15 protein-coding genes and 1 pseudogene are annotated in these 23545 nt (G+C 67.6%); 6 read left to right on the forward strand and 10 right to left on the reverse strand.

What is annotated here, in order from left to right; translation table 11 throughout:
* Positions 1–915: 915 nt before the first annotated feature.
* From OXI49_17795 to OXI49_17805, 3 genes are all read right to left on the reverse strand, one after another.
* Positions 916–2298: a hypothetical protein gene (locus tag OXI49_17795; GenBank protein MDE2692351.1), complete on the reverse strand. Its 1383-nt coding sequence runs from the start codon at positions 2296–2298 to the stop codon at positions 916–918.
* Between the two features lie 4 nt (positions 2299–2302).
* Complete coding sequence (locus tag OXI49_17800; protein MDE2692352.1) at positions 2303–2761, reverse strand: hypothetical protein; 459 nt, start codon at positions 2759–2761, stop codon at positions 2303–2305.
* Positions 2762–2937: 176 nt separating this feature from the next.
* A complete protein-coding gene (locus OXI49_17805; GenBank protein MDE2692353.1) occupies positions 2938–4095 on the reverse strand; it encodes an alpha/beta hydrolase in 1158 nt (385 codons plus the stop codon).
* A 49-nt stretch (positions 4096–4144) separates the two neighbouring features.
* Here OXI49_17805 and OXI49_17810 point away from each other — a divergent pair, with 49 nt between their 5' ends.
* Positions 4145–5059, forward strand: a complete 915-nt coding sequence (locus OXI49_17810) for a TauD/TfdA family dioxygenase (protein MDE2692354.1) — start codon at positions 4145–4147, stop codon at positions 5057–5059.
* A 201-nt stretch (positions 5060–5260) separates the two neighbouring features.
* Entirely contained in the window at positions 5261–6223 is a 963-nt protein-coding gene (locus tag OXI49_17815; GenBank protein MDE2692355.1) for a hypothetical protein, read from the forward strand.
* A gap of 44 nt (positions 6224–6267) precedes the next feature.
* Here OXI49_17815 and OXI49_17820 read toward each other — a convergent pair whose 3' ends face one another.
* The 6 genes from OXI49_17820 to OXI49_17845 all read right to left on the reverse strand — a co-directional run bounded on the left by OXI49_17820 (position 6268) and on the right by OXI49_17845 (position 15041).
* Positions 6268–7944 (reverse strand): CRTAC1 family protein, encoded by a 1677-nt coding sequence (locus tag OXI49_17820; GenBank protein ID MDE2692356.1) that lies wholly within the window; start codon positions 7942–7944, stop codon positions 6268–6270.
* Positions 7941–8798 carry a tetratricopeptide repeat protein gene (locus tag OXI49_17825; GenBank protein MDE2692357.1) on the reverse strand — a complete coding sequence of 286 codons (858 nt, stop codon included), beginning with the start codon at positions 8796–8798 and terminating at the stop codon, positions 7941–7943. Before OXI49_17825 ends, OXI49_17820 begins: the two co-directional genes overlap by 4 nt.
* A complete protein-coding gene (locus OXI49_17830) occupies positions 8795–10990 on the reverse strand; it encodes a tetratricopeptide repeat protein (GenBank protein ID MDE2692358.1) in 2196 nt (731 codons plus the stop codon). Before OXI49_17830 ends, OXI49_17825 begins: the two co-directional genes overlap by 4 nt.
* An 11-nt stretch (positions 10991–11001) precedes the next feature.
* A complete protein-coding gene (locus OXI49_17835; GenBank protein ID MDE2692359.1) occupies positions 11002–12684 on the reverse strand; it encodes a VWA domain-containing protein in 1683 nt (560 codons plus the stop codon).
* 94 nt (positions 12685–12778) lie between these two features.
* Positions 12779–13960 carry a hypothetical protein gene (locus OXI49_17840; protein ID MDE2692360.1) on the reverse strand — a complete coding sequence of 394 codons (1182 nt, stop codon included), beginning with the start codon at positions 13958–13960 and terminating at the stop codon, positions 12779–12781.
* Positions 13953–15041 carry a LacI family DNA-binding transcriptional regulator gene (locus OXI49_17845; GenBank protein ID MDE2692361.1) on the reverse strand — a complete coding sequence of 363 codons (1089 nt, stop codon included), beginning with the start codon at positions 15039–15041 and terminating at the stop codon, positions 13953–13955. Before OXI49_17845 ends, OXI49_17840 begins: the two co-directional genes overlap by 8 nt.
* A gap of 192 nt (positions 15042–15233) precedes the next feature.
* Between OXI49_17845 and OXI49_17850 the strand changes: the two genes are divergently transcribed.
* A complete protein-coding gene (locus OXI49_17850) occupies positions 15234–18674 on the forward strand; it encodes a carboxypeptidase regulatory-like domain-containing protein (GenBank protein ID MDE2692362.1) in 3441 nt (1146 codons plus the stop codon).
* 182 nt (positions 18675–18856) lie between these two features.
* Here OXI49_17850 and OXI49_17855 read toward each other — a convergent pair whose 3' ends face one another.
* Positions 18857–19027, reverse strand: a complete 171-nt coding sequence (locus OXI49_17855) for a hypothetical protein (protein ID MDE2692363.1) — start codon at positions 19025–19027, stop codon at positions 18857–18859.
* A gap of 516 nt (positions 19028–19543) precedes the next feature.
* Between OXI49_17855 and OXI49_17860 the strand changes: the two genes are divergently transcribed.
* The 3 genes and pseudogenes from OXI49_17860 to OXI49_17870 all read left to right on the forward strand — a co-directional run bounded on the left by OXI49_17860 (position 19544) and on the right by OXI49_17870 (position 23531).
* The gene (locus OXI49_17860) at positions 19544–20770 is read left to right on the forward strand and encodes a hypothetical protein (protein ID MDE2692364.1); all 1227 of its coding nucleotides are present in this window, start codon (positions 19544–19546) and stop codon (positions 20768–20770) included.
* Between the two features lie 349 nt (positions 20771–21119).
* Positions 21120–22892, forward strand: a pseudogene (locus OXI49_17865) (glycoside hydrolase family 3 protein).
* 51 nt (positions 22893–22943) lie between these two features.
* Positions 22944–23531, forward strand: coding sequence for a putative glycoside hydrolase (locus tag OXI49_17870; protein ID MDE2692365.1), 588 nt, complete (start codon positions 22944–22946; stop codon positions 23529–23531).
* Positions 23532–23545 lie beyond the last annotated feature (14 nt).

Raw genomic sequence — 23545 nt, forward strand, 5'->3', positions numbered from 1 at the left:
TCGTGGCGTTGCATCAGTCGCCCACCACCCGGGATCCGGGAGAAACCAACGACACGGGCACCACCCAACGCCCCCCCGGCATCGTTCAGCGCACGACCGCTAACGCTTAGTCCCGGGTGAAGTTCCACTCTCGGCGGCACGTCGCCTGGTCTTCGAAACACTGTGGCGCTTCTGCCCTTTCCCGCAACCACGATCAGAGAGCGCTCCTGTTCGGGCAGCGTGAGGCCGACCCGGCCAGAGTCACCCACATGATCGAAGACGAGAAGCTCCTCAGGACGCCTGGGGCCTTTGGCTGGACGCACCAGGGAAAGACGCGCACTGGTCAACGGCGCATGCTCAGCGGTGACTTGCACGTCGAGACGAATCGAGGGCTGCAGGACCAACTCCACCAGCCCCTCCTCGGGAAGCACGTCCCGCCACACCGAGGCTCTCCCGTCCATGCGGGCCTGCACTCGCCATGATCCGGGATTCCGAGGCACAGAGAACGAAGTCAGCGGATCTGCACCCACGAACGGCAACAAGCTGAAAGGCACTTCCCGCCACATGTCGACTGGGGCCGCCGTGACTTCCACGCGAGCGGGCGAATCCGAAGGTGCGCCGATCGCCTGGGGAACTCGGACCCGAAACTGCAAGCGGCGGTCCGTTTCGCACCGGCTGGTCGGGTCCTCCCCGGGTAGAATCCGACTCACCGGACAAGCCCGGCCCCACGACCAGCAGTGTGTCAAGGCCTCTCCATCCGCGAGCCCTTCCAGGACCGACCAAGTCTCTTGTGGCGACGCCACGATCAGAGGTTCCGAAGAGACGGCCCGGCGGTCCACGTCCAGACACACGAACTGCATCGTCGCAGTGCCCTGGCCGAGCGCAGCCCCGGGCAACACAATGGCGCCAACCACCGCGGCCAGAACCCGCATCGCGTCAGTCCGAGGGCGCCAGCAGGTGAGTCGTGAAGATCTCTGACGGCCGCCCATACCTCGGACTGAGCGCATCGCTCTTGAGCAGGACGACCGCCCGTTCGCCACGAAGGTCTGCCCGGAGGCGGGCGTCACCGAGGTTCGACATGATCGCGCACGGGAGTCGGGTCACGTCGCTGAAGTCGTCAGAATGAGCATGGACCAAATCCCAGCAGACCCGGCCCCTCGGAGGATAGTCGGATGCCTCCCCCGAGATGTCGGGGGCCGGTTCCCTCGCGGCAATCAGAGATCTCATCTGCTCGATCCGCTTCTCGACCGCTTCCTCGAGCGGTTCGCCGGCATCGCGAAGCGCGGTCACCAGTTCCTCCAGATCCTGCTCCGTACGTACCAGAATGGGGGCGGACTGACCATCTTTCGCCCGCTTGATCTGGTCAGCGACGCTCTCGACGCTCCCTAGGCCGGCACTCCCAGGCGCCGGTAGCGGGGTGGTCGACGAAAGGGAGGAAGGCGGCTGGTCGGCAGAGAAGCTGCGAACGAAGAAGTAGACGTTGCCTACACCGTCGGCGACAACCTCATCGATCACCCGCCGCCGGTTCAGCCAAGCCGTTCTATAGGGTGCGCCCGCCATCAGAAGCGACTGTTCCTCCCCGATCTCGCAGCCCGAATCGGCGAAGAACGACTCGGAAGTCAGACTGTCCATGAGGGAGCCGTCCCGGTCATAGACGAAGACCCCCCGTTCGGCACCGGGCACGACCAGCAAGCGATCTTCTGAGAGGAAGCGGATCACCGACAATTCCGCCTGGTAGCAAAGAGCCATAGCCAAACCCTCATCTCGAGTCGGCAAGAGCGGACGCACCCCCGGCCCGTCAAAGAGCCAGGCCACATGATTCTCCCAGCTTCGGTCCTCCGTTCTGCTCAGGCCTACCGTTGCGGTCAAACTGGCCTTACGGTCGATATCGCCAACCAACTCAACATCCTTGAGAAGTCGGATTCCTGTTGGCTCGTGGATGTAGACGCCGAACAAGCTGTTGCCGAAGGCAAAACCGTCCGAACCCGTGCCCCCCAAGCGGCCGTAGTCAGGGCGACCGGGCACACGGTACTTGGTCCCGAACAGCCTGACTTCGCGCCGGGCTTCGTCCTCGCCGATGCGCCAGGAGAAGACCCCACCCTCTACGACCCCGAGCAGGAGCACACCCTCGCCGAACCAGCGCACGTCGGTTGCCCGCGCCACAGGCCCCGGCAACTCAACGGCGCGCAGGCCATGGATCGCCGGGCCTGCAAGGTCACTTTGGGCGCGAAGCTCTGCGGAGACGCAGAGCTGCAGGCCGAGGACGAGACTGAAAGTCGCATACCGGCCCAAGTGACCGGTACGCCACCAGTCGATCATCTCCTCAAGGCGCGGGTACCGGGTCCAGGTATCTCCTCGTCCGAGCACGAACGGGCGAGGACGGAACGGCAGCCTCCTGGACTCTCTGGGCCAGGGCATCGAAGATTCGCCCGTCTTGCGCGCATGAACGCAACGCCTGTACGGACTGGTAGGTCGGCACCGTCCAATCGTCCGACTCCTGCGGGTCTACCGCGGCTGCCAGCTCCGGGCCAAGACGCGGCGGCACCGATGGTCCGCCGGGGGTAGGCGAGTAGAAGATGATCGTGATCCACTCGTCGTCGATCTCGAAGTTGCACTCCATGCAGCCACGTCCGTGCCCGGCGCAGCTACTGCCCCCGAAGGTCGAGTCCGGGTAGAAGTTGCACGGGTCGCGATCCTGGGCTTCGGCGGGCGACGCACCCAGAACCCCCACGACGAGCACGATGCCCACCGCCACAACCTGAACCAAGACGCTCTTCTTCATCGACGATCTCCATGTGTTGCGGGACATCCCAGGTTCCCGGGAATCCCGCCAGTTGAACCTTGTGTTCGTTGAAAGCGGCCGAACGCTAGATTCCGCGTTCCAGTTTGTCAAGAGCGAGTGAGCGTAGCCCCCAGCACCCATCGCCTCGAGTACATGGGCGTGCGCGGCGCAAGGTCTTACCGGGACAGGTGCCGGTCGAAGAAGCGCACGATCACGTTATGCACTTCGTCCGACTCGGGCAGGCGCGGGTTGAACGCGAAGGTCGCGTGTCCGAGGCCTTCCCAGACGTGCAGATCGGCCTCGACGCCGAGGCTGACCAGCTTGTTGTGGCTGGCCAGGACGCCGCCCAGCGCGAAGTCGCGGGTGCCGCTGATCAGTAGCGCCGGCGGGAAGCGGGCGAGCAGGTCGTCGTGGTCGCCGGGAGCGACGACGGGGTCGCCGGCTTTCACACCGCGGAAGTAGCCGCTCGGCTGGGGCGGCTCGGCCGGTTCGACCGGGCGCGGGAAGCCGTTGATCGCCGAGACGAGGAAGGCGCTCTCGCTGCGGCCCATCTTGAACACGCCCGGGGTGTCGCCGTCGGTCGTCGGTATCCCGGCGCAGAAGAGACCGATCGCGCCCGGCAGCGGCAGGTCGTTCTCCAGGATGTAGGCGACCGTCTGCGCCGTGAGCATGGCGCCGGCCGAGCAGCCGTAGATGCCGATCTTCGCCGCCTCGTAGCCCTCGAGCATCGCCTTGTAGACGGCGATGACGTCCTCGACGCCCGCCGGATGGGTGGCCTCCGGCGCCATCCGGTAGTCGGGGCTGATCACCTTGTAGCCGCCCATGTCGGCGACCTGCATCGCCTCCGTCTGGCTGAAGTAGCGGGCGCCGACGCGGAAGCCGCCGCCGTGGATGCTGATCAGCAGCCGGTCTTCCTTCTCCTCGGCGACGCCCGCCTCGGGGACGAACACCTCGGTGTAGATGCCGGCGATCGTCTCCGCGCTGATCTTCACCGGGTGCTTGGCGACGGTGTCCCGGTAGATGGCCGTCTTGTAGTAGCCGTCGGCGACGCACTGGCGCGCGGCCCGAATCGCCTCCGGGTCGTCGGCGACGTCGTTCAGGCTCGCGCAACCCTCGGAGAAGGTGCCGAACTCCGGTCCGTAGACCTCGCGGAAGTACTTCATCGCCGCCCGCGACTCCTCGCTGAGGTAGGAGGTCTCCGGCAGGTCGAAGGCCGGGACGTGAACGGTACCGTCGGCCTCCACGCGTGGACGTTCAACCTGCGCCGCGAGCGACGCGCCGGACAGGGCGACAGCGGCGAGGGCGGCGGCGACAAGGCCGAACTGGGTACGCATGACCCGGATTCTAGAGATAGCCTCGATCCTCAACCGCAGGAGAAATCCCATGAGTCATCGAGTCGTACGCCTCTCCGGGTCCCTGGGTGCCGAGGTCCACGATCTGCCGCTGGCGGACGCCGGCCCGGACGAGGCCGCAACGATCCGCGGCCTGCTGCTGGACCACCAGGTGCTGTTCTTTCCCGATCAGCATCTCGACGTGGCGCAGCACGTCGCCTTCGGCCGCCACTTCGGCGAGCTGGAAGGGCACCCGCACCTGAACAACCCCTTTCTCGACCATCCCGAGGTCTTCGAGCTGGTGGCGACCCGCGGTGGCGTCGCGGACGAGTGGCACAGCGACATCAGCTTCCAGGAGAGTCCTTCCGTGATGGCGATCCTGAACATGGTCAAGTGCCCGGAGGTCGGCGGCGACACGATGTGGGCCAACATGTACAGGGCCTACGAGGAACTCTCGCCGCCGCTGCAGGAACTCTGCGAGGGCCTCACCGCGCTCCACGACGCGACACCGCACGGCAAGCCGGAGAGAATGACGATCCACCCCGTCGTCCGCGTTCACCCGGAGACCGGCAGGAAGTCGCTGTTCGTCAACGAGCACTTCACCCGCCGCATCGTCGAACTGAGCCATGAGGAAAGCGACCACCTGCTCGGCTACCTGACCCGCTGGGCGACGAACACGCGCTTCACCGTTCGGTATCGCTGGCAGCAGGGCACGCTCGCCATGTGGGACAACCGCTGCACCCAGCACTTCGTGCTGAACGACTTCGACGAGGAGCGGATCATCCAGCGGGTCACCGTGATGGGCGACCAGGTCGAGGCGGCCGGCGAAGCGCGCTGGGAGCCTTACGTGCGAGCCCGTCACGCCGGCGCCACGAGCCGCTACGACCAGCAGCTCAACAAGTACCTGAAGCGCAAGGTCCAGTCGCTGGAGTCGAACGCGAAGAAGGAAGTCGCGCTGGAGATGTAGGGTCAGGGGAGCAGCATGGTCGCGCGCCAAAGCGGACGCCGGCCTGCCGGCCGGCGCGTCTTCCTGGCCGCCTCTGGCGGCAGCGGGTCAGAAGACCCGCGCACCCAGTGTGTGGCGCTCGTGCTCGCCGTTGCGCTGAGTCCAGCTCTAGTGCACGGGCAATCCCCGCAGCGGTGCGTGCCCGCGGGCGCGAACCCGCCCATGCCGAAGAGTGCCCGCGCCTACGCCGCGATGTGCGAGCCCCACCTGGGCGTGGCGCCCATCGTCGACTGCGGCCAGGGAGCGCGCATCCGCATTCGGCAGGACGGCGAGGAGATCTTCGAGGACCCTGGTCTCCACGCCTGTGACGACGGCAGTCTGCAGATCGGCGACTGCATGCCGGGCTCGAGCCTCCAGCGCCACGAGGGCAGGAACGCCGACGGCTCGCCGCGTCCGGAGGTCGTCTGGGTGGGCTTCTGTCGTCACGACGGGCGGGACGACGTCTTCAACGTCGACATCGGCGATTCGGTGCAGATGATCGGCTACAACCGTGAGACCGGCGCCACGTGCTTCTTCGAGTCGGGCGACAACAGCCCCTGGACCTACGTCGGCGAGAACAACCGGCTGCTCGGCGTGCTGCCCGGCCCCGACGACCCGGACTTCGACGACGCCTACATGCCCGCCGGAGACATCCAGTGCGTCCGCTGCCACCAGGCGGACCCGTTCATCCACAACCCGTGGATCAAGTCCGCGCGGCTTCCCGAGAACCCGCGCCAGCCGGTCGTCCCGGTCCTGCCCGGACCGAACCCGCCTTACTACGTCGTGGGCGCGCCTACGTGGGACATGCGGACGATCCACATCGAGGGCACCGGCTGCCTCGGCTGCCACCGGATCCCCATGGAGACGCTGGAGGAGTTCACCGGCGACTTCTGGGATCCGAACGAGCACATGCCACCACACGATCCGGGCTCACTGGCCGCGGACCTCGAGGCGCTGAAGCAATGCTGGGCCCACGGCCCGGAGAACACGCCCGGCTGCGACTGGGTGATCCCGCCGGCCGGCGAGTGCGCCGGCGGCGTGGTCGGACCGGACTATCCGCATGCGGCGGAGAGGTTCAACCGCGGGGCCAGGAGCGCGCCGCACAGCTCGGGAAAACGCTGGATGAAGCAGGGCGCCGCCCAGTAGGAAGGTCCATGCTGGGGACGCCGGCGCACCCAGTGTGTGGCGACCTACTCCTGCCCGGCTGCCTGCTCCACCAGCAGCAACTGGTCGGCGGCGACGTTCTCTCGCTCCGTGGTCGAGCCGTCCGGCCAGGTCACGACGACCGAGTCGACCGTGGCGGCATCGCCGAGACCGAAGTGCTGGCGGAAGTCGTCCTGAGAAAGGTAGCTGGTGCCGCTGCGGATGTTGCGGATCTGGCTGCGGCCGCCCGCCTTGACCTGAATCACCGAGCCGATCGCGTCCGTGTTCCTGCCGGCGCCCTCCAACCTGACCTGCAGCCAGCGGCCGCCGTCGGCCTCGTTGCGCAGCACCGTCGGCGAGCCGTCCAGGTCGTTGATCACGAGGTCCACCCGGCCGTCGTTGTCGAGATCGCCCATCGCCAGGCCGCGGCTGACTCGCTGTTCGAGGAAGGCCGGACCGCCTCGCTCGGCCACTTCCTCGAACGTGCCGTCGCCCAGGTTGCGATAGAGCAGCTTGCGCTGGCGGTAGCCGGCCGAGGCACCGAGCCGGGCGCCGTCGAGCTGGGGATAGACGTGGCCGTTCACCACGACCAGGTCCTCCCAGCCGTCGTTGTCGTAGTCGAGAAACGCGGTTCCCCAGCCGACGTAGGGCAGGCTCGACGCACCCGTCCTCGACCGGAAGGAGGCGTCGCTCGAGTAGTCGCCCTCGTTGCGGTAGAGCGCGTTGTACTCCTCGGCGAAGTTGCTGACGAACAGGCTCAGCCGGCCGCTGCCGTCGTAGTCGCCGACCGCGACGCCCATGCCTCCCTGCTCGCCGCCGTCCTCACTCACCGCGACGCCCATGAAGAAGCCCGACTCCTCGAAGGTGCCGTCCTTGCGGTTCATGTAGAGGTAGTTGGGCGTCGAGTCGTTGGCGACGTAGAGGTCGAGCCAGCCATCGTCGTCGACGTCGACCCAGGCGATGCCGAGGCCGAAGTAGCCGTCCGGGTCGCGAACCCCCGCCTCCTCGCCGACCTCGGTGAAGGCGCCGTCCTCTTCCTGGCGGAACAGGAGGTCGGAAGTGCCCGGCAGGCCGCGCGGTCCGCACTGGACGGCGACGCCGCGGTACTCGCAGGTCTTGCCGCTGCCGAACTCCGGCAGGCTGTCGAGATCGAACTCGACGTAGCGGCTCACGAACAGGTCGAGATCGCCGTCGCGGTCGTAGTCGGCGAAGCCGCAGCCCGCCGACCAGCCCGAGGCCGCGACGCCAAGCTCCGACGCCACCTCGGTGAACGTGCCCTCGCCCGAGTTGCGGTAGAGCCGGTTCCGGCCGATGCCGGTCACGTAGAGGTCCTGCCAGCCGTCGCCGTCGACGTCGGCGATGCACAGGCCCATTCCCCAGCCCGGATGGGCGACCCCGGACTCGGCAGCGACGTCGCTAAACGTGCCGTCGCCGAGGTTGCGGTAGAGCGCGCTGTGCGAGGACTCCGGGTCGTTCGCGGTCTCGACGGTGAGGGAGTTGACGAAGTAGATGTCGAGCAGGCCGTCGCGGTCGAAGTCGAAGAGACCGACGCCGCCGCTCATCGACTCGACGATGTACTTCTTCTCGGGCGCCGAGTTGTGGCGGAAGGTGATGCCGGTGGACTCGGTGATGTCGCGGAAGAGAGGCGTGTCCTCCGCGTTCTGGGCGAGCGCCGACACAGGCCAGACGAAGAGCACGGCCATCGCTGCCGCGGCTCCGTTCAAGGCTCGGCCCTCGAGCCAAGCGGCGGCTGGGCGCGCAGGCGTTCGATGTGCTGTTCGATCGCGGCCTGGGCCTCCCGGGAAAGCGCCAGGTGTCGCTCCGCCCCCGCGCGGTCGCCGAGGCGGGCCAGGGCGAGGCTGAGCTGGTAGTGCCCCTTGATCGACTGGGTTTCGACGGCAACCGCTCGGGTGAGCGCGTCCCGGGCCTCCTCGAAACGACCCTCCTTGACGCGAGCCGTTCCGATCGTCACCAGCGCCGTCGGGTGATCGGGATTGACCGCGAGAGCACGGTCCGCGAGCCGGGTTGCTTCGTCCAGATTGCCGAGCCCCTCGACAGCCTCGGACATGGCGGCCAGGGCCTCCACGTTGTCGGGCTCCAGCCGCAGCGCCGCGGCCAGTGACTCCCGTGCCTCGTCGAATCGGTCCACGCGGTTGAGCGCGAGCCCGAGCCCGATGTGGGTCAGGGCCCGACCCGGATCCAGGGCCGCCGCCTCCTGGAGCACCTCGGCCGCTTGCGCCATCTCGCCTACCTGCATGCGGGCCACGCCGAGCAGGTAGGCGTACTCAGCCTCTCCGGGCTGCATTCGGGCCAGCGGCTCGAGCGCCAGGATCGCCTGGATCGGGTTGCTCCGGGCGAGGGAGAAGCGGGCGTAGGCGTTCAGGACGTCTTCGGAGTTGGGCGCCAGGGTGATGGCGCGGCCGAGTGCTTCGGCGGCGGCGTTGGGTTGGTTGCGGCCGGCGAGAGAGCGGGCCTGGTCGAGAAGCGCGCGGACGGACTCGGTAGATGCGGCGCCGGTCTGGGCGCCGAGACCGGTCGGCGCGAGCAGCAGCGAGAGGAGAACCCAGCGGAAGGTCACTGGTCGGACCTTCCCTTGAGTCGCTGGAAGATCTCGAATTGCTCCCTCGCTTTCTCGCGGTCGCCGAGCTTCTGGTACGCCAGACCGAGCTGATTGCGGATATTGGGGTCCTCAGGCGCCAGCTCCGCCGCCGCGAGCAACTGGGCGGCTGCCTCGTCGGCGCGGCCATCCTCCAGCAGGATCTTGCCGCGGAGGTAGCGGGCGTCGGCGAAGTCGGGTTCCGCGCCGAGCACGAGTTCCACTTCGCGCAACGCGGCCTGGGGCTGATTGTCGAGTTCGAGGACGGTGGCCAGAACGTAGCGCGACTGGTGGTCGGCGGAATGGGTGGCCAGTTCGGCTCGCAGCGCGGCGCCGGCTTCCTCGAGGCGGCCCTGGCGGAGATAGATGTTGCCGAGCGTGGCCTGCGCCTCGGCGACGTCGGGCCGAAGTTCGATGGCGCGTTCGAGGTGCTCCACCGCCGCCTCGAAGTCGCCTTCCTGCGCCGCCGCCTGGCCGAGCAGCACGTTGAGTTCGGGCCAGTCGGCGTGCTCGGCGAGCAGGCGGTCGAAGATCGGCTGCGCCTCGACGGTCCGACCGCTACGGACCAGGGCCAGGCCGTAGGCGTACTGGAGCGAACGGTCGACGGCGCGGGACGGATCGGTGGCCAGCAGCTCAGCCGCGCGTTCGTAGACCTCGGCGTTGAGCCAGGCCAAGGCGAGCATCCGCCGCAGCGCCGGATTGTCGGGCTGCCCCTCCAGCGCCTTCGACAGGGGCGTCGTCGCCAGGTCGAACTGCCCGGCGTTGAACCGGGCGACGCCCAGCGAGTACTGGACGCTCGGGAAGCCCGGATCCACCCAGGCGGCCTGCTCGAAATGACCCGCGGCCCGGGTGAAACGCCGGGCCTGCGTCGCCATGACACCGAGATTGAACGAGGCCCGGGCCAGGGTCGTTCGCGCCGTTCGAACGAGTTGCGCCCGCACCTCCGGAGAAAGGCCGGAGACCGGCGTCTCGCTGAAGACGGACAGGCCGACAACCCCGGCCGACGGTTCCTTGCCATGCCCGTCCAGGTAGTTCGACATGCGGTCGCGCGAACTCCGGGCCAGGGCCACCGAGAAGCGCTCGGCAGCCTCGAAGTGAGGCATCGCCCGCGCCTCGTCGCCCGTGCGGCGCAGCGCCAAAGCGAGCTGATAGTGGAGGCTCTCCATCTGGTTCGCGTTGAACGAGCCGCCGTAGCGGCCCTCCGCCAGAGCGATGGCGCTCTCGAGCGCGGTCGCCGCTTCCCCCGGCCGGTCGAGTCCGAGCAGGGCCCGGCCCAGATGATGCAGGGCGTTGGGCCGGGTCGACGTCGACTCCACCGCGATCTCCAGGGAGGCCAGCGCCTCCTCGAAGCGCCGGGCATCGACGAGGACCATTCCCAGGTAGAGGTGGTTCACCGGATCCTCGGGCGAGATGCGGCGTTCCTCCTTGAAGTGGTCGATGGCCTCCTCGACGGCGCCCCGGCCCCGGTCCAGCAACTCCACGGTCCCAAGGTAGAAGCGGGCCCGCGGCACCCGCGGTTTTTCCTCGATGGCGCGTTCGAGCGCCTCGCGGGCCTTCCCGTACTCGCCGTAGTCGCGGTAGGTCCTTCCGATCAGAATCCAGGTCTGCGGAATCGGACGCTCCTCGGCCACGTCCCGGAAGAGTCTCTCGGCGGCTTCCGGACGCTCCAGGCGAAGGTAACCGCTGGCGAGGGCGAAGCGGGTCTCGAGGTCTTCCGGCGTGGCCTCGACGGCCCGCTCCAACTGCTGCACCGCCATCTCCGGCTGGCCGCTCGCGTTGAAGGCCCGGGCGAGCAGGCGCACGGCCCGACCGTCTCCCGAGCTGCGCGCGAGCAGGCGCCGGAGGTGGTCCGCCGCGCCTTCGGGATCGCCGCGCTCGAGCGCGAGTTCGGCGAGGGCGAGCAGCGGGCGGCGGGCTTCGAGGGCCGAAACCAGGGCCCGTTCGTAGGCGGTCTCGGCCTCGGCCGGGGCGCCGCCGGCGCGGTGCAGGTCGCCGAGCAGCAGCCAGCCTTCGAGCAGCGCCTCGCGGTACCAGCTCTCGGCCGCCTGCGGCTCGTCGCGGCGGAGCATGTTCTCGGCCTCTGTGAGGGCGCGCTGCAAGGCGGCGTCGGGCGGCTCTTCCTGGGCCGCAGCCAGCCCTGCAACCAGGACCAGGCCGAGAGCAGACCCGCGCACCCAGAGCAACGTCAGTTCCGGGCCCCTTCGCCCACGGCCAGGGTGGTCGAGACGAACGCGGTCTCGCGCGTGGCGTCGTCGCGAACGCCTACCGCGACCAGGTTCAGGCCGTCCGGAATGTCGATGTTGAAGACCAGGTCGAGAAGGCGCGTGTCGCGATCCGGAGGCACTTCCACCAGGAAGGTCTTCTCGTCCCTGACCACCTTCGAGGTCTGGGCGTGGCGACTGGCGACCTCCACCCTAATCCGCGCCATCTCCTTGTCCTCGAACGGCAGGAAGGCGACTTGCGCGGCCGGCACCATGACGTGGAGCGGCAGTCGCCGCTTGCCGCCGCCGGCGGCGCGAACGCGGCCAGCGCCCAGCCGCACGCCGAGCGGATTCTCCACGAGACCGAGATAGAGCGCGCCGTCGAGCTGCTCGCTCATTCGCTGGTCGGAGCTCTTGTCGCGATAGCCGCGGCGGTGGCGCACCTGCACGTTCCGGCCCCGCACCCGCACCCGGATCTGGTGTTCGCCGCGGTCGCCGCCATGGGGCGGTCGGTAGGCGACGGAGTAGTAACTCGCCATCTCGCCGGCGATCTGTTCGAGCTCGTCCCCGAACTGGTTGCGGTTGAAGATCGCGCGGCCGCCGGTTTCGTCGGCGAGAACGGCCATGCCGTCGCGTTCGGCTTCACGAACCGAACTGTTGAAGGGATTCGCCCCCTGGAAGTCGATCGACGACTGCTCCGCCGCGCTCAGGAACGTGGAGCGGAGGCCGCTGGTCTGGAGCGAGTAGACCGTCACGCGGTTCGCGTTGGCGTGGCGGGTGAGCTCGTGAAAACCGGTGGACAGCTCCGCCACCGGCGACATGGAGCGGAACCGGTCGCCGGCGGGACACAGGCCAGTGATGAAGTCCCGCAGGTCGCTGCCGGGAGTCCGTTCGAGGGAGTCACTGATGTAGAGCAGCGTCTTGACGCCGGGCAGCGCCGCCAGGAAGCGGACGGTCGTCGTCAGGTGATCGAGCGTCGCGCCGATCCGGTCGCGGCCGATGTGGGCGGCGTTCTCGACCTCGGGCAGCGCCTGGCGGACGAACGTTCCGCAGGGAGCCGGCGCCGAGTTCCGGCGGCTGCTGCCCGCGGAAGCGAGCGTCCTCGCGTCCTGCCAGAGCTGGTTCAACCGCCGTATCGCGAGCCGCTTCGCCTGCTGCGACTGGCCACCCATTCCCGGCGAGGCCGCGATGCGCTCGAGCGCCGCATCCAGGTCCTCGCGGCTGGAGCCGAAGTAGGCCTCGGTCACGAGGTCGCGGTCCTGCCGAAAGATGAGCACGCGTTCCGCGGGGAACTTCTCCTCGTCGAGGAACGCGCGCAGATCCTCGATCGCCTGCTTGCGGCTGGCAGGGCCGAGATGGAGTTCGTCGAAGTAGAGGACGAGATGCGCGGGTTCGGCCGCCCCGCCCGTCGAGGCCGGTTCCGCTGCGGGCGCCGGCTCGCCGGGCTCTCCGACGTTTCCGGCGGACACGGCATTTGTGACCTCACTGAAGAAGTCGATCGTCACCGGCTCGCCGTCCTCGCGCACTTCGAAGTCGTCGGGACCCAGGCCGGTGACGGGACGGCCGCGGTTGTCGCTGACCCAGACCTCGACGTTGACGAGCTGAACGTCGACGACTTCGCTGAACGAGGGTGGCTCGGCATCCTGCGCCTGGGCAGCGGCAATCAACGGCACAGCGGCGGCAACCCCCCCGACCATCGCAAGCACAGGGCGTCCCCGTGGAGAACTCCGGAAGCTCATCATTTCAGTCTACTTTTTGCGTTCAGACAGGCTGTGGTTGGGCCACGCGGCGCAGCAGGCCGAACAGCAGGGCCAGGAGGACCAGACCCGCCATCGGTGCGATGAAGCCGGCCGCCAGGCGGTCGGCGCCGCCGGCAATCCGGGCCGTCAGCCAGGGCAGAGCCGCTCCGCCGGTGCCCGCCAGCGCGAACACCCAGCCGGTGGAACGCGAGCGGGTGGAGGCGGTGAGTTCGGCGAGAAACGAAACGGTCAGCGGAAAGAGGGGGGCCAGACCGGCACCGACCGCGACGGCCGCCACCGCCACCTCCGCCTGCGACTGGCCGGCCAGCAGACCGAACAGGCCGGCGCCGGCCAGCACGATGCCGGCGCCATAGAGCACCGGCTCGGAAATCCGGCGCAGCAGCAGAGGCGCGATCGCCCGGCTGGCGAGCAGCGCCGCCCAGAAACCCGATCCGATCCACAGCGACGTCGCGGTGCGCGCGGGCTGGAACTGGTCGGCGAGGCTGACCAGCCACCCGCCGACGGCGTTCTCGATCCCCACGTAGAGAAACAGGATCGCCGCGATGGCCGCGAGCGCCGCCGTTGCGCCCGGCGGCTCGGACGGCCGGCCTGGACCGCTGGCCGCCGTCAGGCCCGCCCGATCCTCCGCGCCAGCGAACGCCCGGATCAACGGCAGCAGAACGAGCCCCGCGGCGACGGCCAGGACGACGAGCACCGCGTCGCTCGATGTTCCGCGCGGACGAACCGCGAACAGCAGCGGGCAGGCGACCGCGCCGGCCCCCCACACCAGATTGAGCGACGAGAGCGCCGCCCCTCGCCGCGCCGGCTGCGAATGGGCGACGCGAAGGTTCGTGGCCGGAATCGCCAGGCCGAGCCCCAGACCGGTGGCGGCCACCGCCGCCAGGGCGAGCGGCCAGACGGCGATCGCCAGGGACAGCAATCCGACGCCGATCAGCAGGTAGCCCAGCACCAGGCTGAGCCCCTGCCGATAGCTGGAAAGAAGCGACCCCAACGCGCTCGCGAGGAACTGGGCGACGAACAGCGGCGCCAGCTCGTCCACCGGGACGCGCCACTCGCGAGACAGCTCGGGAAGCAGAGGACCGAGGAGCACCGTGGCCACGCCGGTCAGCAGAAAGCCCGCGTAGAGCGGCGCCCGCGCCGCGACGCCGCCGAGCTCGGCCCCTGGTCGATTCGAATCAGCCATCGCCCGGCGGCGGGCCGGTCGAGTCCCGGACCACCAGGGTCGGTTCGATCGTGATCGCCGGGGGCGACTCCTCGCCCGGAGCGCCCAGCTTGCGCAGCAGCTCGGCGGCCGCCCGACGTCCCATCTCGTGCAGCGGCTGCCGCACGGTGGTCAGGCTGGGGTTCTGGAAGGCCGCGCTCAGGATGTCGTCGAAGCCGACGACCGAGACGTCGTCGGGAATGCGCAGCCCGCTCTCGCTGAGCGCGCGCATCGCGCCGATCGCCGAAATGTCGTTGAAGGCGAAGAGCGCGGTGAACGGCGCGCCCACCTCGAGCAGCTTCCGGCCAAAGACGTGCCCTTCCCGGTAGCCCTCCTCCGGCGAGAACTCCTCCCCGGCCGGTTCTCCGGAGAGCTGGAGAGTCAACCGGGGGTCGATCTCGAGACCAAGGTCAGCCGAGGCGCCTACGATCGCCCGCCACCGCGATTCGGTGTCCGCGGAGTGCGCGTGACCCTTGAAGAAGGCGATTCGCCTGTGTCCGAGTTCGGCGAGATGCGCCAATGCCTGTCGCGCGGCGGACTGGTGGTCGATGACGACGTTCGTGACGCCCGCCAGTTCGCGGTGTCCGGCCACGACGACCGCCGGCAGCGCCAGAGCGCTCTCGATCGGCGTGTTGACCAGGATCAACCCTTCGACCGAGCGCTCCGTGAGGAGTTGCAGGTAATCGTCGAAGAGGTCGGGCTTCGAGTGGTGGCCGGCGACCAGGTAGAAGTAGCCCTCCTGCAAGAGCTGGTCCTCGATACCGCCGAGGACGCCGGCGGCGTAGCCCTCGCTGATCTCCGGCAGGAGGACGCCGACCGCGAACGTCCGCTGACGCCGAAGCGACCGGGCGATGAAGTTCGGGCGGTAGCCGAGTTCTTCCGCCGCCGCGCGGACTCTCTCCTGCGTTTCCGGCGGAATCCCCTTGGCCGCCGGTGAGCGGTTCATCACCAGGGAAACGGTAGTCGGCGACAGACCGAGATGGGCCGCAACGTCCTTGAGCCGGATCGGCTTCCCGGTGTTCGGCTCGTCCCGTGGGGGGCGGGTTCCTCTGGCGGCGCTCATCTTCCTCACGGCCGGATCCAAAAAAGTGGGTGCACTTCACAGGATCTTGACAACCCTACGCGGCGTGTGCAGACTCAGGCTAGCATGCTAAAACGATTTAGCCCGACCCTTCCGTCTGCAGCGGCAGGAAAGCCGGGCGTTTTCTACGGCTACCGGCTAAATCGGTTTACCCGTCAAGGAGGACACATGTCCATGGCTCGAAGACTCTCCCTCATCCTGATCCTCGCGCTGCTGGCGGCGCCCCTCGCGGCGCAGCGCTTCACGGCCAGCATCCGCGGCACCGTGACCGACCCGAACGGCGACGCCCTGCCCGGCGCCACGGTGAACCTGGAGGGGACCGAAACCGGTCTCAACCGGACCACGTTCACGAACGCGGCCGGCATCTACACCTTCGGCGACCTGCCGGTCGGCGCCTACGAAGTCACGGTCACGCTCGACGGCTTCAAGTCCTCCGTGGTCAGCGGCCTCGAACTGAACGTCGCCGACGTCCGCGAGGTGAACGCGGCGCTCGAACTGGGCGACGTCTCGGACACGATCACGGTCGAAGCCGAGGCCATCCCCGTCGAGACGATGAGCGGCGAGGTCTCCGGCCTGATGACCGGCGAGCAGATCCGCGAGCTGCCGCTCAACGGGCGCAACTTCGTCCAGTTGACCCTCCTGCAGCCGGGCGTGAGTTCGCCCGAGGGCTTCGACACGAAGAACAAGGGCCTGCTGGCCGGCGTCGACCTGTCGATCAGCGGCAGCGGCACGACCGGCAACCTGTGGACGATCGACGGCGCGAACAACAACGACGTCGGCTCGAACCGCACGATCCTCATCTACCCCTCGGTCGACGCGATCGAGGAGTTCAAGATCCACCGGAACAGCTACAGCCCCGAGTTCGGCGGCGCCGCCGGCGGCCAGATCAACATCGTGACGCGCGGCGGCACGAACCAGTTCCGCGGCAGCGCCTACACGTTCATGCGGGACGACTCCTGGAACGAGACGAACTACTTCCTGGAGCAGGCCGGACTGGACACCGAGCCCCTCGACCGCCAGGACTACGGCTTCACCCTCGGCGGCCCGATCCAGCAGGACAAGCTCCACTTCTTCCTCTCCGGCGAGTGGAACGAGGAAGAGCGCGGCATCGCCCGCACGGGCTTCGTTCCCACCGCGGCCGAACGCGCGGGTGACTTCAGCGGCCCGTCGATCCCCGGGTGCACCCCGGCGATCCCGACCGACCCGACCACCGGCCAGCCCTTCCCGGGCAACGTGATTCCCTCGGACCGGATCAACGCCGGCGGCCAGGGCATGCTGAATCTCTACCCGCTTCCCAACGTGACGCCCGGGGCCGGCAGTTGCAACAACTGGGTCGAAGCCGTCGTCACGCCGATCGACTGGGACCAGGCGAACCTGCGGCTCGACTACGACGCCACGGACCGCACCCGCTTGATGCTCCGCTACACGCGTGACAATTGGGTGAACGGCGCTCCGAACGCCGGCGAAGCGAACGGCCTGTGGGGCGACGATCCGTACCCCGCGGTCGACACGAACTGGGACCAGCCCGGCCACTCCCTGGTGGCACAGCTCAGCCAGGCGATCGGCGACGACAGCGTCAACACGATTACCTTCTCCCTCTCGGGCAACGAGATCAGCCTCAACCGGGGCGGCACCAACCCGGGGTTGAACAGCCAGATCAACGCGGCGATCCCCGCGATCTGGGACGGGAAGACGGGCGGCGCGGACCGTAGCCACCCGGTGTTCTGGGGCGCCGCCGGCTACGGCGCGCTGTGGAACATCGCGCCCTGGGAAAACAAGCAGGACCTGATGGTGCTCAAGGACGACTACTCGCAGGTCTTCGGCAAGCACTGGCTCAAGGTGGGCGCCCTCTACAGCGAGAACAAGAAGAAGGAGTACATCGGCGGCAGTTCGGCTTCCGAGACGCCTCAGTTCTGGGGACCGAGCACCGGCCACAACGGTTGGGGCGCCAACACCGGCAACATCCTGGCCGACTTCCTGCTCCAGGACATGACGTTCGGCTACGCGGAGGCATCGCACCAGCCGGCGCCGGAGTTGAACTGGGAGGACATCGAGTTCTACGTCGCCGACTCCTGGCAGGTGAACCCCCGCCTCAACCTGGACTACGGCGTCCGCTACTCGAACTACAAGTGGCCCTACGCCAGTGACGACCTGATCACGGCGTTCGATCCGAATCAGTTCGATCCCGCCTTGGGCAACGACCCCTGCAACGGCCTGATCCAGGTGCCCGGAACCGATCCCTGTGGCGACGCGGGCTTCCTGGGCGGCTCGACCGGACCGGGCCGCGGGCTGGTGGACAGCGACACGGACAACTTCGCGCCGCGCCTCGGCCTGGCCTACGACATCTTCGGCAACGGCAGGAGCGTGGTCCGGACCGGTTTCGGCCAGTTCTTTCAGCGCGACCGCGTGAACATCCAGCTCGAGTTCGCCGGGAACCCGCCCTTCGTCAATCGCCTGAACGGCATCCGCAAGCTTGACGAGGTGCCGGAGCCATGCGTCGGCTGCGGCGTCGGAGGGCCATCGAGAGCGATCGACCCCGGCTTCGTGACGCCGTACAACCTGCAGTTCAACGTGGCCTGGGAACAACGTCTCGGTCGCAGCAGCACGATCGAGATCGCCTACGTCGGCACCCGCGGGCGCCACATCATGCGGCGCTCCGACATCAACCAGGTGGCCTCCGGCGACAACAACGGCAACGGCATCCCGGACCGGCTCGAGTACGTCACCGCCCCGGCGGACGACGGCGGCGCCGGCGCACGCGGTGCCCTGCGACCGTTCTCGGTCTTCGGCGACAGCGGCATCCTGTTCTGGGAAACGAACGGCGCCTCCGAGTACGACGGCCTCCAGATGCAGTACGTGCAGCGGTACGGCAACGGCTCGCAGTTCCAGGCCTCGTACACGCTCTCGAGCTTCAAGGCCAACGACCCGCTGAACGACGCGGGCGCGGGCCCATTCGCCGGCCAGGTCACGGACCGCGAGAACCCCGATCTCGACTGGGGCTACGCGGGCCTGCATCGGGATCACGTGTTCAACGCCAACGTGCTTCACAACCTGCCCACCCTCGAGAACCAGAGCGCGTTCGTCCGGGCGCTCTTCGGCGCCTGGCAGTTCGGCGGCATCGTCCAGTACTCGTCGGGGCAGGCCCTGACGGTGAGGACCGGCAGTCTGTCCGGGATCAACGGAGCCGGCGGTACCGGGTACACCGAGAACATGCGACCGCTGCTCACCGGCGCTTCCTGCGGCGGCAGCGGGCTGCAGGTGATCAACCCCGACGCCTTTACGCTCATCGGCTGGCAACTCGGAACGCTGAGCGGTACACGGCCCGGCGTGTGCGAGGGCGCGGATTTCTTCCAGGTCGACTTCTCGCTGACCAAGAACATCCGCATCACCGACCGCGTGACCGGGCAGTTCCGGTTCGAGATGTTCAACGTGACGAACCGCGACAACTTCGTCGGCGTCAACACGGTCATGAACCCCACGAGCATCACCTATGACAGCGATGTCCCGTCCGACAGAAGGACCATCACTGGCTACACCCTGCCGAACAACTTCGGCGAGGCTCAGGCAGCGCGCGATCCTCGGCAGATTCAGGTCGGCTTCAAGCTGTTGTTCTAGCGAGAAGCGGTCAGCCCCAACGAACTCTCACAACGAAAGGTAGATAAACAGTGAAGATCCTTGCCCTAACCGTGGTCGCTTGCAGCCTTGCGTTGCCGCTGGGCGCCCAAGAGACCGCCCGCGAAGAGCTACGCGAGCTGACCTACGCGGAAGAGAGCGATCGGGTGCTGTCGCACTTGGTTTCACTGCTCCCGCACGCCCGCGACGCCGCCCAGTTCGAAGCCGCTCTTGATCGCTGGGTTGCGGACCTCGATCCTGCGGACGCGGTGAGTGTCCGGCATCGGATCGACCAGATGTTGCGCGAAGTTCCGGACCGTGAACTCTACGGTCTGCTTCTCACCGTCGTCCGACATCGTTCCCGAACGACCCCGCAGAAAGGGCCGACCGGTATCGCTAGTGCGAGTTCCATCGGAGGCCCGGGCAATGTGAATCCACCGCCTCTTCCCTATCCTGCAGCGGACTTCGTAACGATCGGCAGAGTCGGAGGGCAACTCGCAAGTGCTGCCGGCAACTGCTCCCAGTTGCAAGCCCTTTCGGCCGAACTCTCTACCGTAACGTGCAACACGAACTACCCGGAGTGGGGCGACCAGTGCCGAGCCGCTCGAGGTCAAGTAGCGGACCAACTGAACCAACTCCTAGACGACGCCGACTGCTAGACTTCACGAGCGCAAGAAACAGGACGTCACAACAGTCTTCGGGCTCGTACTTCGTGGGCTCCCCTGCCGAGACGGCGAACACTCGGCGGTGCACGAAGCCATCCATGGACCCTCAATCCAACGACCACACGCAGATCTCGGTGAGTGCCACGCACCTGCTGAGACCACAGTTAGCGGGAACCCTTCAAGATGCCAACCGATCGCACCTGCTTCGTGATCTCTCCCATCGGCGAGCCAGACAGTGACATCCGGGCTGCAGCAGACGACTTCTTCGACCTGCTGGTCGCGCCGGCTGTCGAGAGGTTCGGCTTTCGCATCGTCAGAGCTGACAGGATCGCAGGAACTGGGAACATAACTGACGACGTTCTCGCACACGTCCGAGAATCCGAGCTATGTATCGTCGACTTGACCGGCCACAACCCCAATGTATTCTATGAGTGCGGTCGTCGGCACGAGACTGGGCGTCCCTGTATTCAGTTGATTGAGGCGTCCCAGAAGCTGCCTTTCGACGTCGCCGGAATTCGGACAATCAAGTACCAGTTCGGAAACGAACGACAGACGCGAGACACTGTGCTCGAACTCCAACGGACGATTGAGGGGCTTCAGGAAACTGGGTTCTCGACGTCTTCCGGTGCCAGCCTTGCCACAATTGCCGAGGCGGTGAACCGGCTCGAGAGACGCCTGCTGGCGGGAGAATGGGCCCAACAGCCGATCAGATCTGCTTCGGAACGCAAGCCGGAGGACATCTTCCAGAATCCGTTGAGCAGATTCGACAGAGCCATGCGCTCTGGAAACCTCGCCGATATGCAAGCATTGCTTCCGCAGCTGGAATCCACGCGACACCCGAGAACCCTGCAAGCGGCCGTCGTCCTCGCGATCAACGGAGTTGCCGCCGGTGCCGAGACACTGACTAGGCTCCTGGCGAACGAGGACGCCACGGGCCTGGATGTGGACGAGTTCTGCGCCGCCATATCGGGTTTCGTTCAGTTCCATGTGACGATGGACACCGAGAAGGACGGTCTAGAGTTCGTCAAAGAGAAGGTGGATCGGTATCTCGCGGACAGGCGGGATGTCGAGGCAGACCGGCGCGCCTACTTATACAATCAGATTTCCATGCTTCAGTATGGCGCGATGGAGTTCGGCGAAGGACTTGCGTCCCTAGAGAAGGCTCTAGAGTTCGAGCCAGAGGAGAGGTCCTACTGGTACAACATTTCGTTGATGTATGAGGCATTGGAGATGTTGGAGAAGAGCTGCCAAGCGGCACTGACGTGCGTGAGGGACAGCGAAACGCCCGACGAGGATCATCTGGCTCACGCAGTGAAGGTCTTGTCTGGGGCAGGCAGGTCTGACGAGGCCAAGGAGTACCTGGGGATCCTCCGGCAATTGGACCCGGTCCGGGCGGGAGGACTGGCCCGGACGTTGGAATCCGGCGACAAGTAGGAGGCGGAGTGCCCGGGGAGTTGGAGATCTGAGCGCAGCCGCGCTTCGGCGATCACGTCCCTTCTGGACTCGCCTTTGCAGCAGGCCGTGTCCGCTATCGCCTCCGCTTTGGGAGCCTTGGATGCCCGGCAGACGAAACCAAAGACTCAGTCGCCGGCGATCTGTAGCGCTCGGGCAGGCCACGCCTCTTCGGGTGCCAGTTCGGTCGGTCGGCTCCGTGTTTGTCTGCCTTGGGCTTGCGATCGCCAGCGCCGTTCCGGGTTCCGGGCAGCAGGCTCCGGCTCCCGAGGTTCGGGCCGACGCCTGGCCTGAGCTGAGTTCGCCGCTACCCGTCGACCCGGAACTCGAGGCGCGGGTGACCGCTCTGATCGAGCGGATGACCCTCCGCGAGAAGGTCGGCCAGGTCATCCAGGCGGAAATCCGCTCGGTCACGCCGCGTGACATGCGGCGGTACGACCTGGGCTCGGTGCTGAACGGCGGCGGCTCGTTTCCCGACGAGAACAAGCACGCCTCGCCGGAGAGCTGGCTGGCGCTGGCCGACGCGTTCCACGAAGCCTCGACCGACACCTCGGACGGCGGCGTCGGCATTCCGGTAATCTGGGGCGTGGACGCGGTGCACGGCCACAACAACGTGATCGGCGCCACGATCTTCCCCCACAACATCGGGCTCGGCGCGGCCCGCAACCCGGACCTGATCCGCCGCATCGGCGAGATCACGGCCCGCGAGGTGCTCGCCACCGGCCTGGACTGGAACTTCGGGCCGACCGTCGCCGTGGCCCGGGACGATCGCTGGGGCCGCACCTACGAGAGCTACTCGGAAGACCCCGAGATCGTCGTCGAGTACGCGCGCGCCCTGGTCGAGGGCCTCCAGGGCGCGGTCGGCAGCCCGGACTTCCTGGGCGAAGAGCGGGTGATCGCCACGGCGAAGCACTTCCTGGGCGACGGCGGCACCTTCGAGGGCCACGATCAGGGAGACACGCGGGCCAGCGAAGAGGAGCTCCGCGACATCCACGGCGCTCCCTACGTCGCCGCCCTCGATGCCGGCGCGCAGGCGGTGATGGCCTCGTTCAGCAGTTGGCACGGCCGCAAAATGCACGGCCACAACGAGCTGCTGACGGACGTGCTCAAGGGCCGGATGGCATTCGACGGGCTCGTCGTCGGCGACTGGAACGGTCACGGTCAGTTGCCGAACTGCACGAACGAGAGCTGTGCCGACACGCTTCGAGCCGGCCTCGATCTGTTCATGGTCCCGGAAGACTGGAGGGCGCTCCACAGGAACACGCTCCGCCAGGTGCGTTCCGGCGAGATTCCCGAGGAGAGGCTCGACGACGCGGTGCGGCGCATCCTGCGGGTGAAGGCCCGAGCCGGCCTGCTCGACAGCGGCCGGCCGTCGGAGCGAGCGCTCGGCGGACGCTTCGAACTGCTGGGCGCTCCCGAGCATCGCGAGGTGGCCCGGCAGGCGGTGCGCGAGTCTCTCGTCCTGCTGAAGAACGACGACGGCCTTCTGCCTCTCTCCCCTCGATCCCTGGTCCTGGTCGCGGGTCCGGCGGCCGACGACATCGGCCGGCAGAGCGGCGGCTGGACGCTGACCTGGCAGGGGACGGAGAACACGAACGACGACTTCCCGGGCGCCACCTCCATCTGGACCGGCATCGAACGGACCGTCGAGGCGGCTGGCGGCCGGGCCGTCCTCTGTCAGGGATGCGCGTACAGCGGCGAACTACCGGACGCCGCCATCTACGTGACCGGCGAGACGCCTTACGCCGAGGGCCAAGGCGATGTGACGGGCCTCGAGTACAGCCCGGCGGACAAGTCCGACGTCGAGTTGATGGGGAGGCTTCGGGCCGCCGGCATTCCGGTCGTCACGATCTTCCTGTCCGGGCGCCCGCTGTGGACGAACCCGGAGATCAACGCCTCCGACGCCTTCGTGGCCGCCTGGCTGCCGGGCTCCGAGGGCGGCGGCGTGGCCGACGTGATCTTCAGCGCGGCCGACGGCGGAGTCGCCCACGACTTCCGGGGCAAGCTCTCCTTCTCCTGGCCACGCTCCCTGGATCAGACGGTGCTCAACGTTGGCGACCCGGACTACGACCCGCTCTTCCCCTACGGCTACGGCCTGACCTACGCCGACGAGGGGAACCTCCCCGACCTGGATGAGACGCGGCCCGCCGGATCGATGCCGGTTCGCACGACCGATACCACGGCCGGCGGCACAACCGACCTCGTTCTCTTCGAAGGACGGACGGCGGAAGGGTGGCAGTTCTACCTCGGCGACGAGGCGGACTGGCGGGTTACCGCCCCGGACGGCCGCGGCCAGACCCGCCGCCGAGTGTCCGGCGTCGTGCTCTCGGCCGTCGACCGCAACGTCCAGGAAGATGCGAGGAAAGCGCAGTGGCGAGGCCGCAACGAGGCCCAGATCTACCTGCAGTCGGCTCCCATCGACCTGCGCGCCGAAACGGCTGCCGGCATGACTCTCGAGATCGATTTCCTGGTGGAGCAGGCGCCCTCCCGGCGAGTCCAGATGCGGATGGACTGCGGCTACCCGTGTACCGGCGGGCTCCTCGTCTCGCCCATCTTCGCGGGCGTGCCCGAAGGAACATGGGACACTCTGCAGATTCCCCTCCGCTGCTTCCAGGATTCCGGCGCCGAGATGGACAAGATCGACACTCCCTTCCTGATCACGACGAACGGGCCGTTCACGCTTCGTTTCTCCCGCATCGCGATCGCCCCCGCCGATCCCACCGCGCTGACGGCCGGTTGCTGAGCGAGAAGAATGGC

This window comes from Acidobacteriota bacterium (genome assembly GCA_028875725.1).
In the GTDB taxonomy this organism is placed as follows: domain Bacteria; phylum Acidobacteriota; class Thermoanaerobaculia; order Multivoradales; family Multivoraceae; genus Multivorans.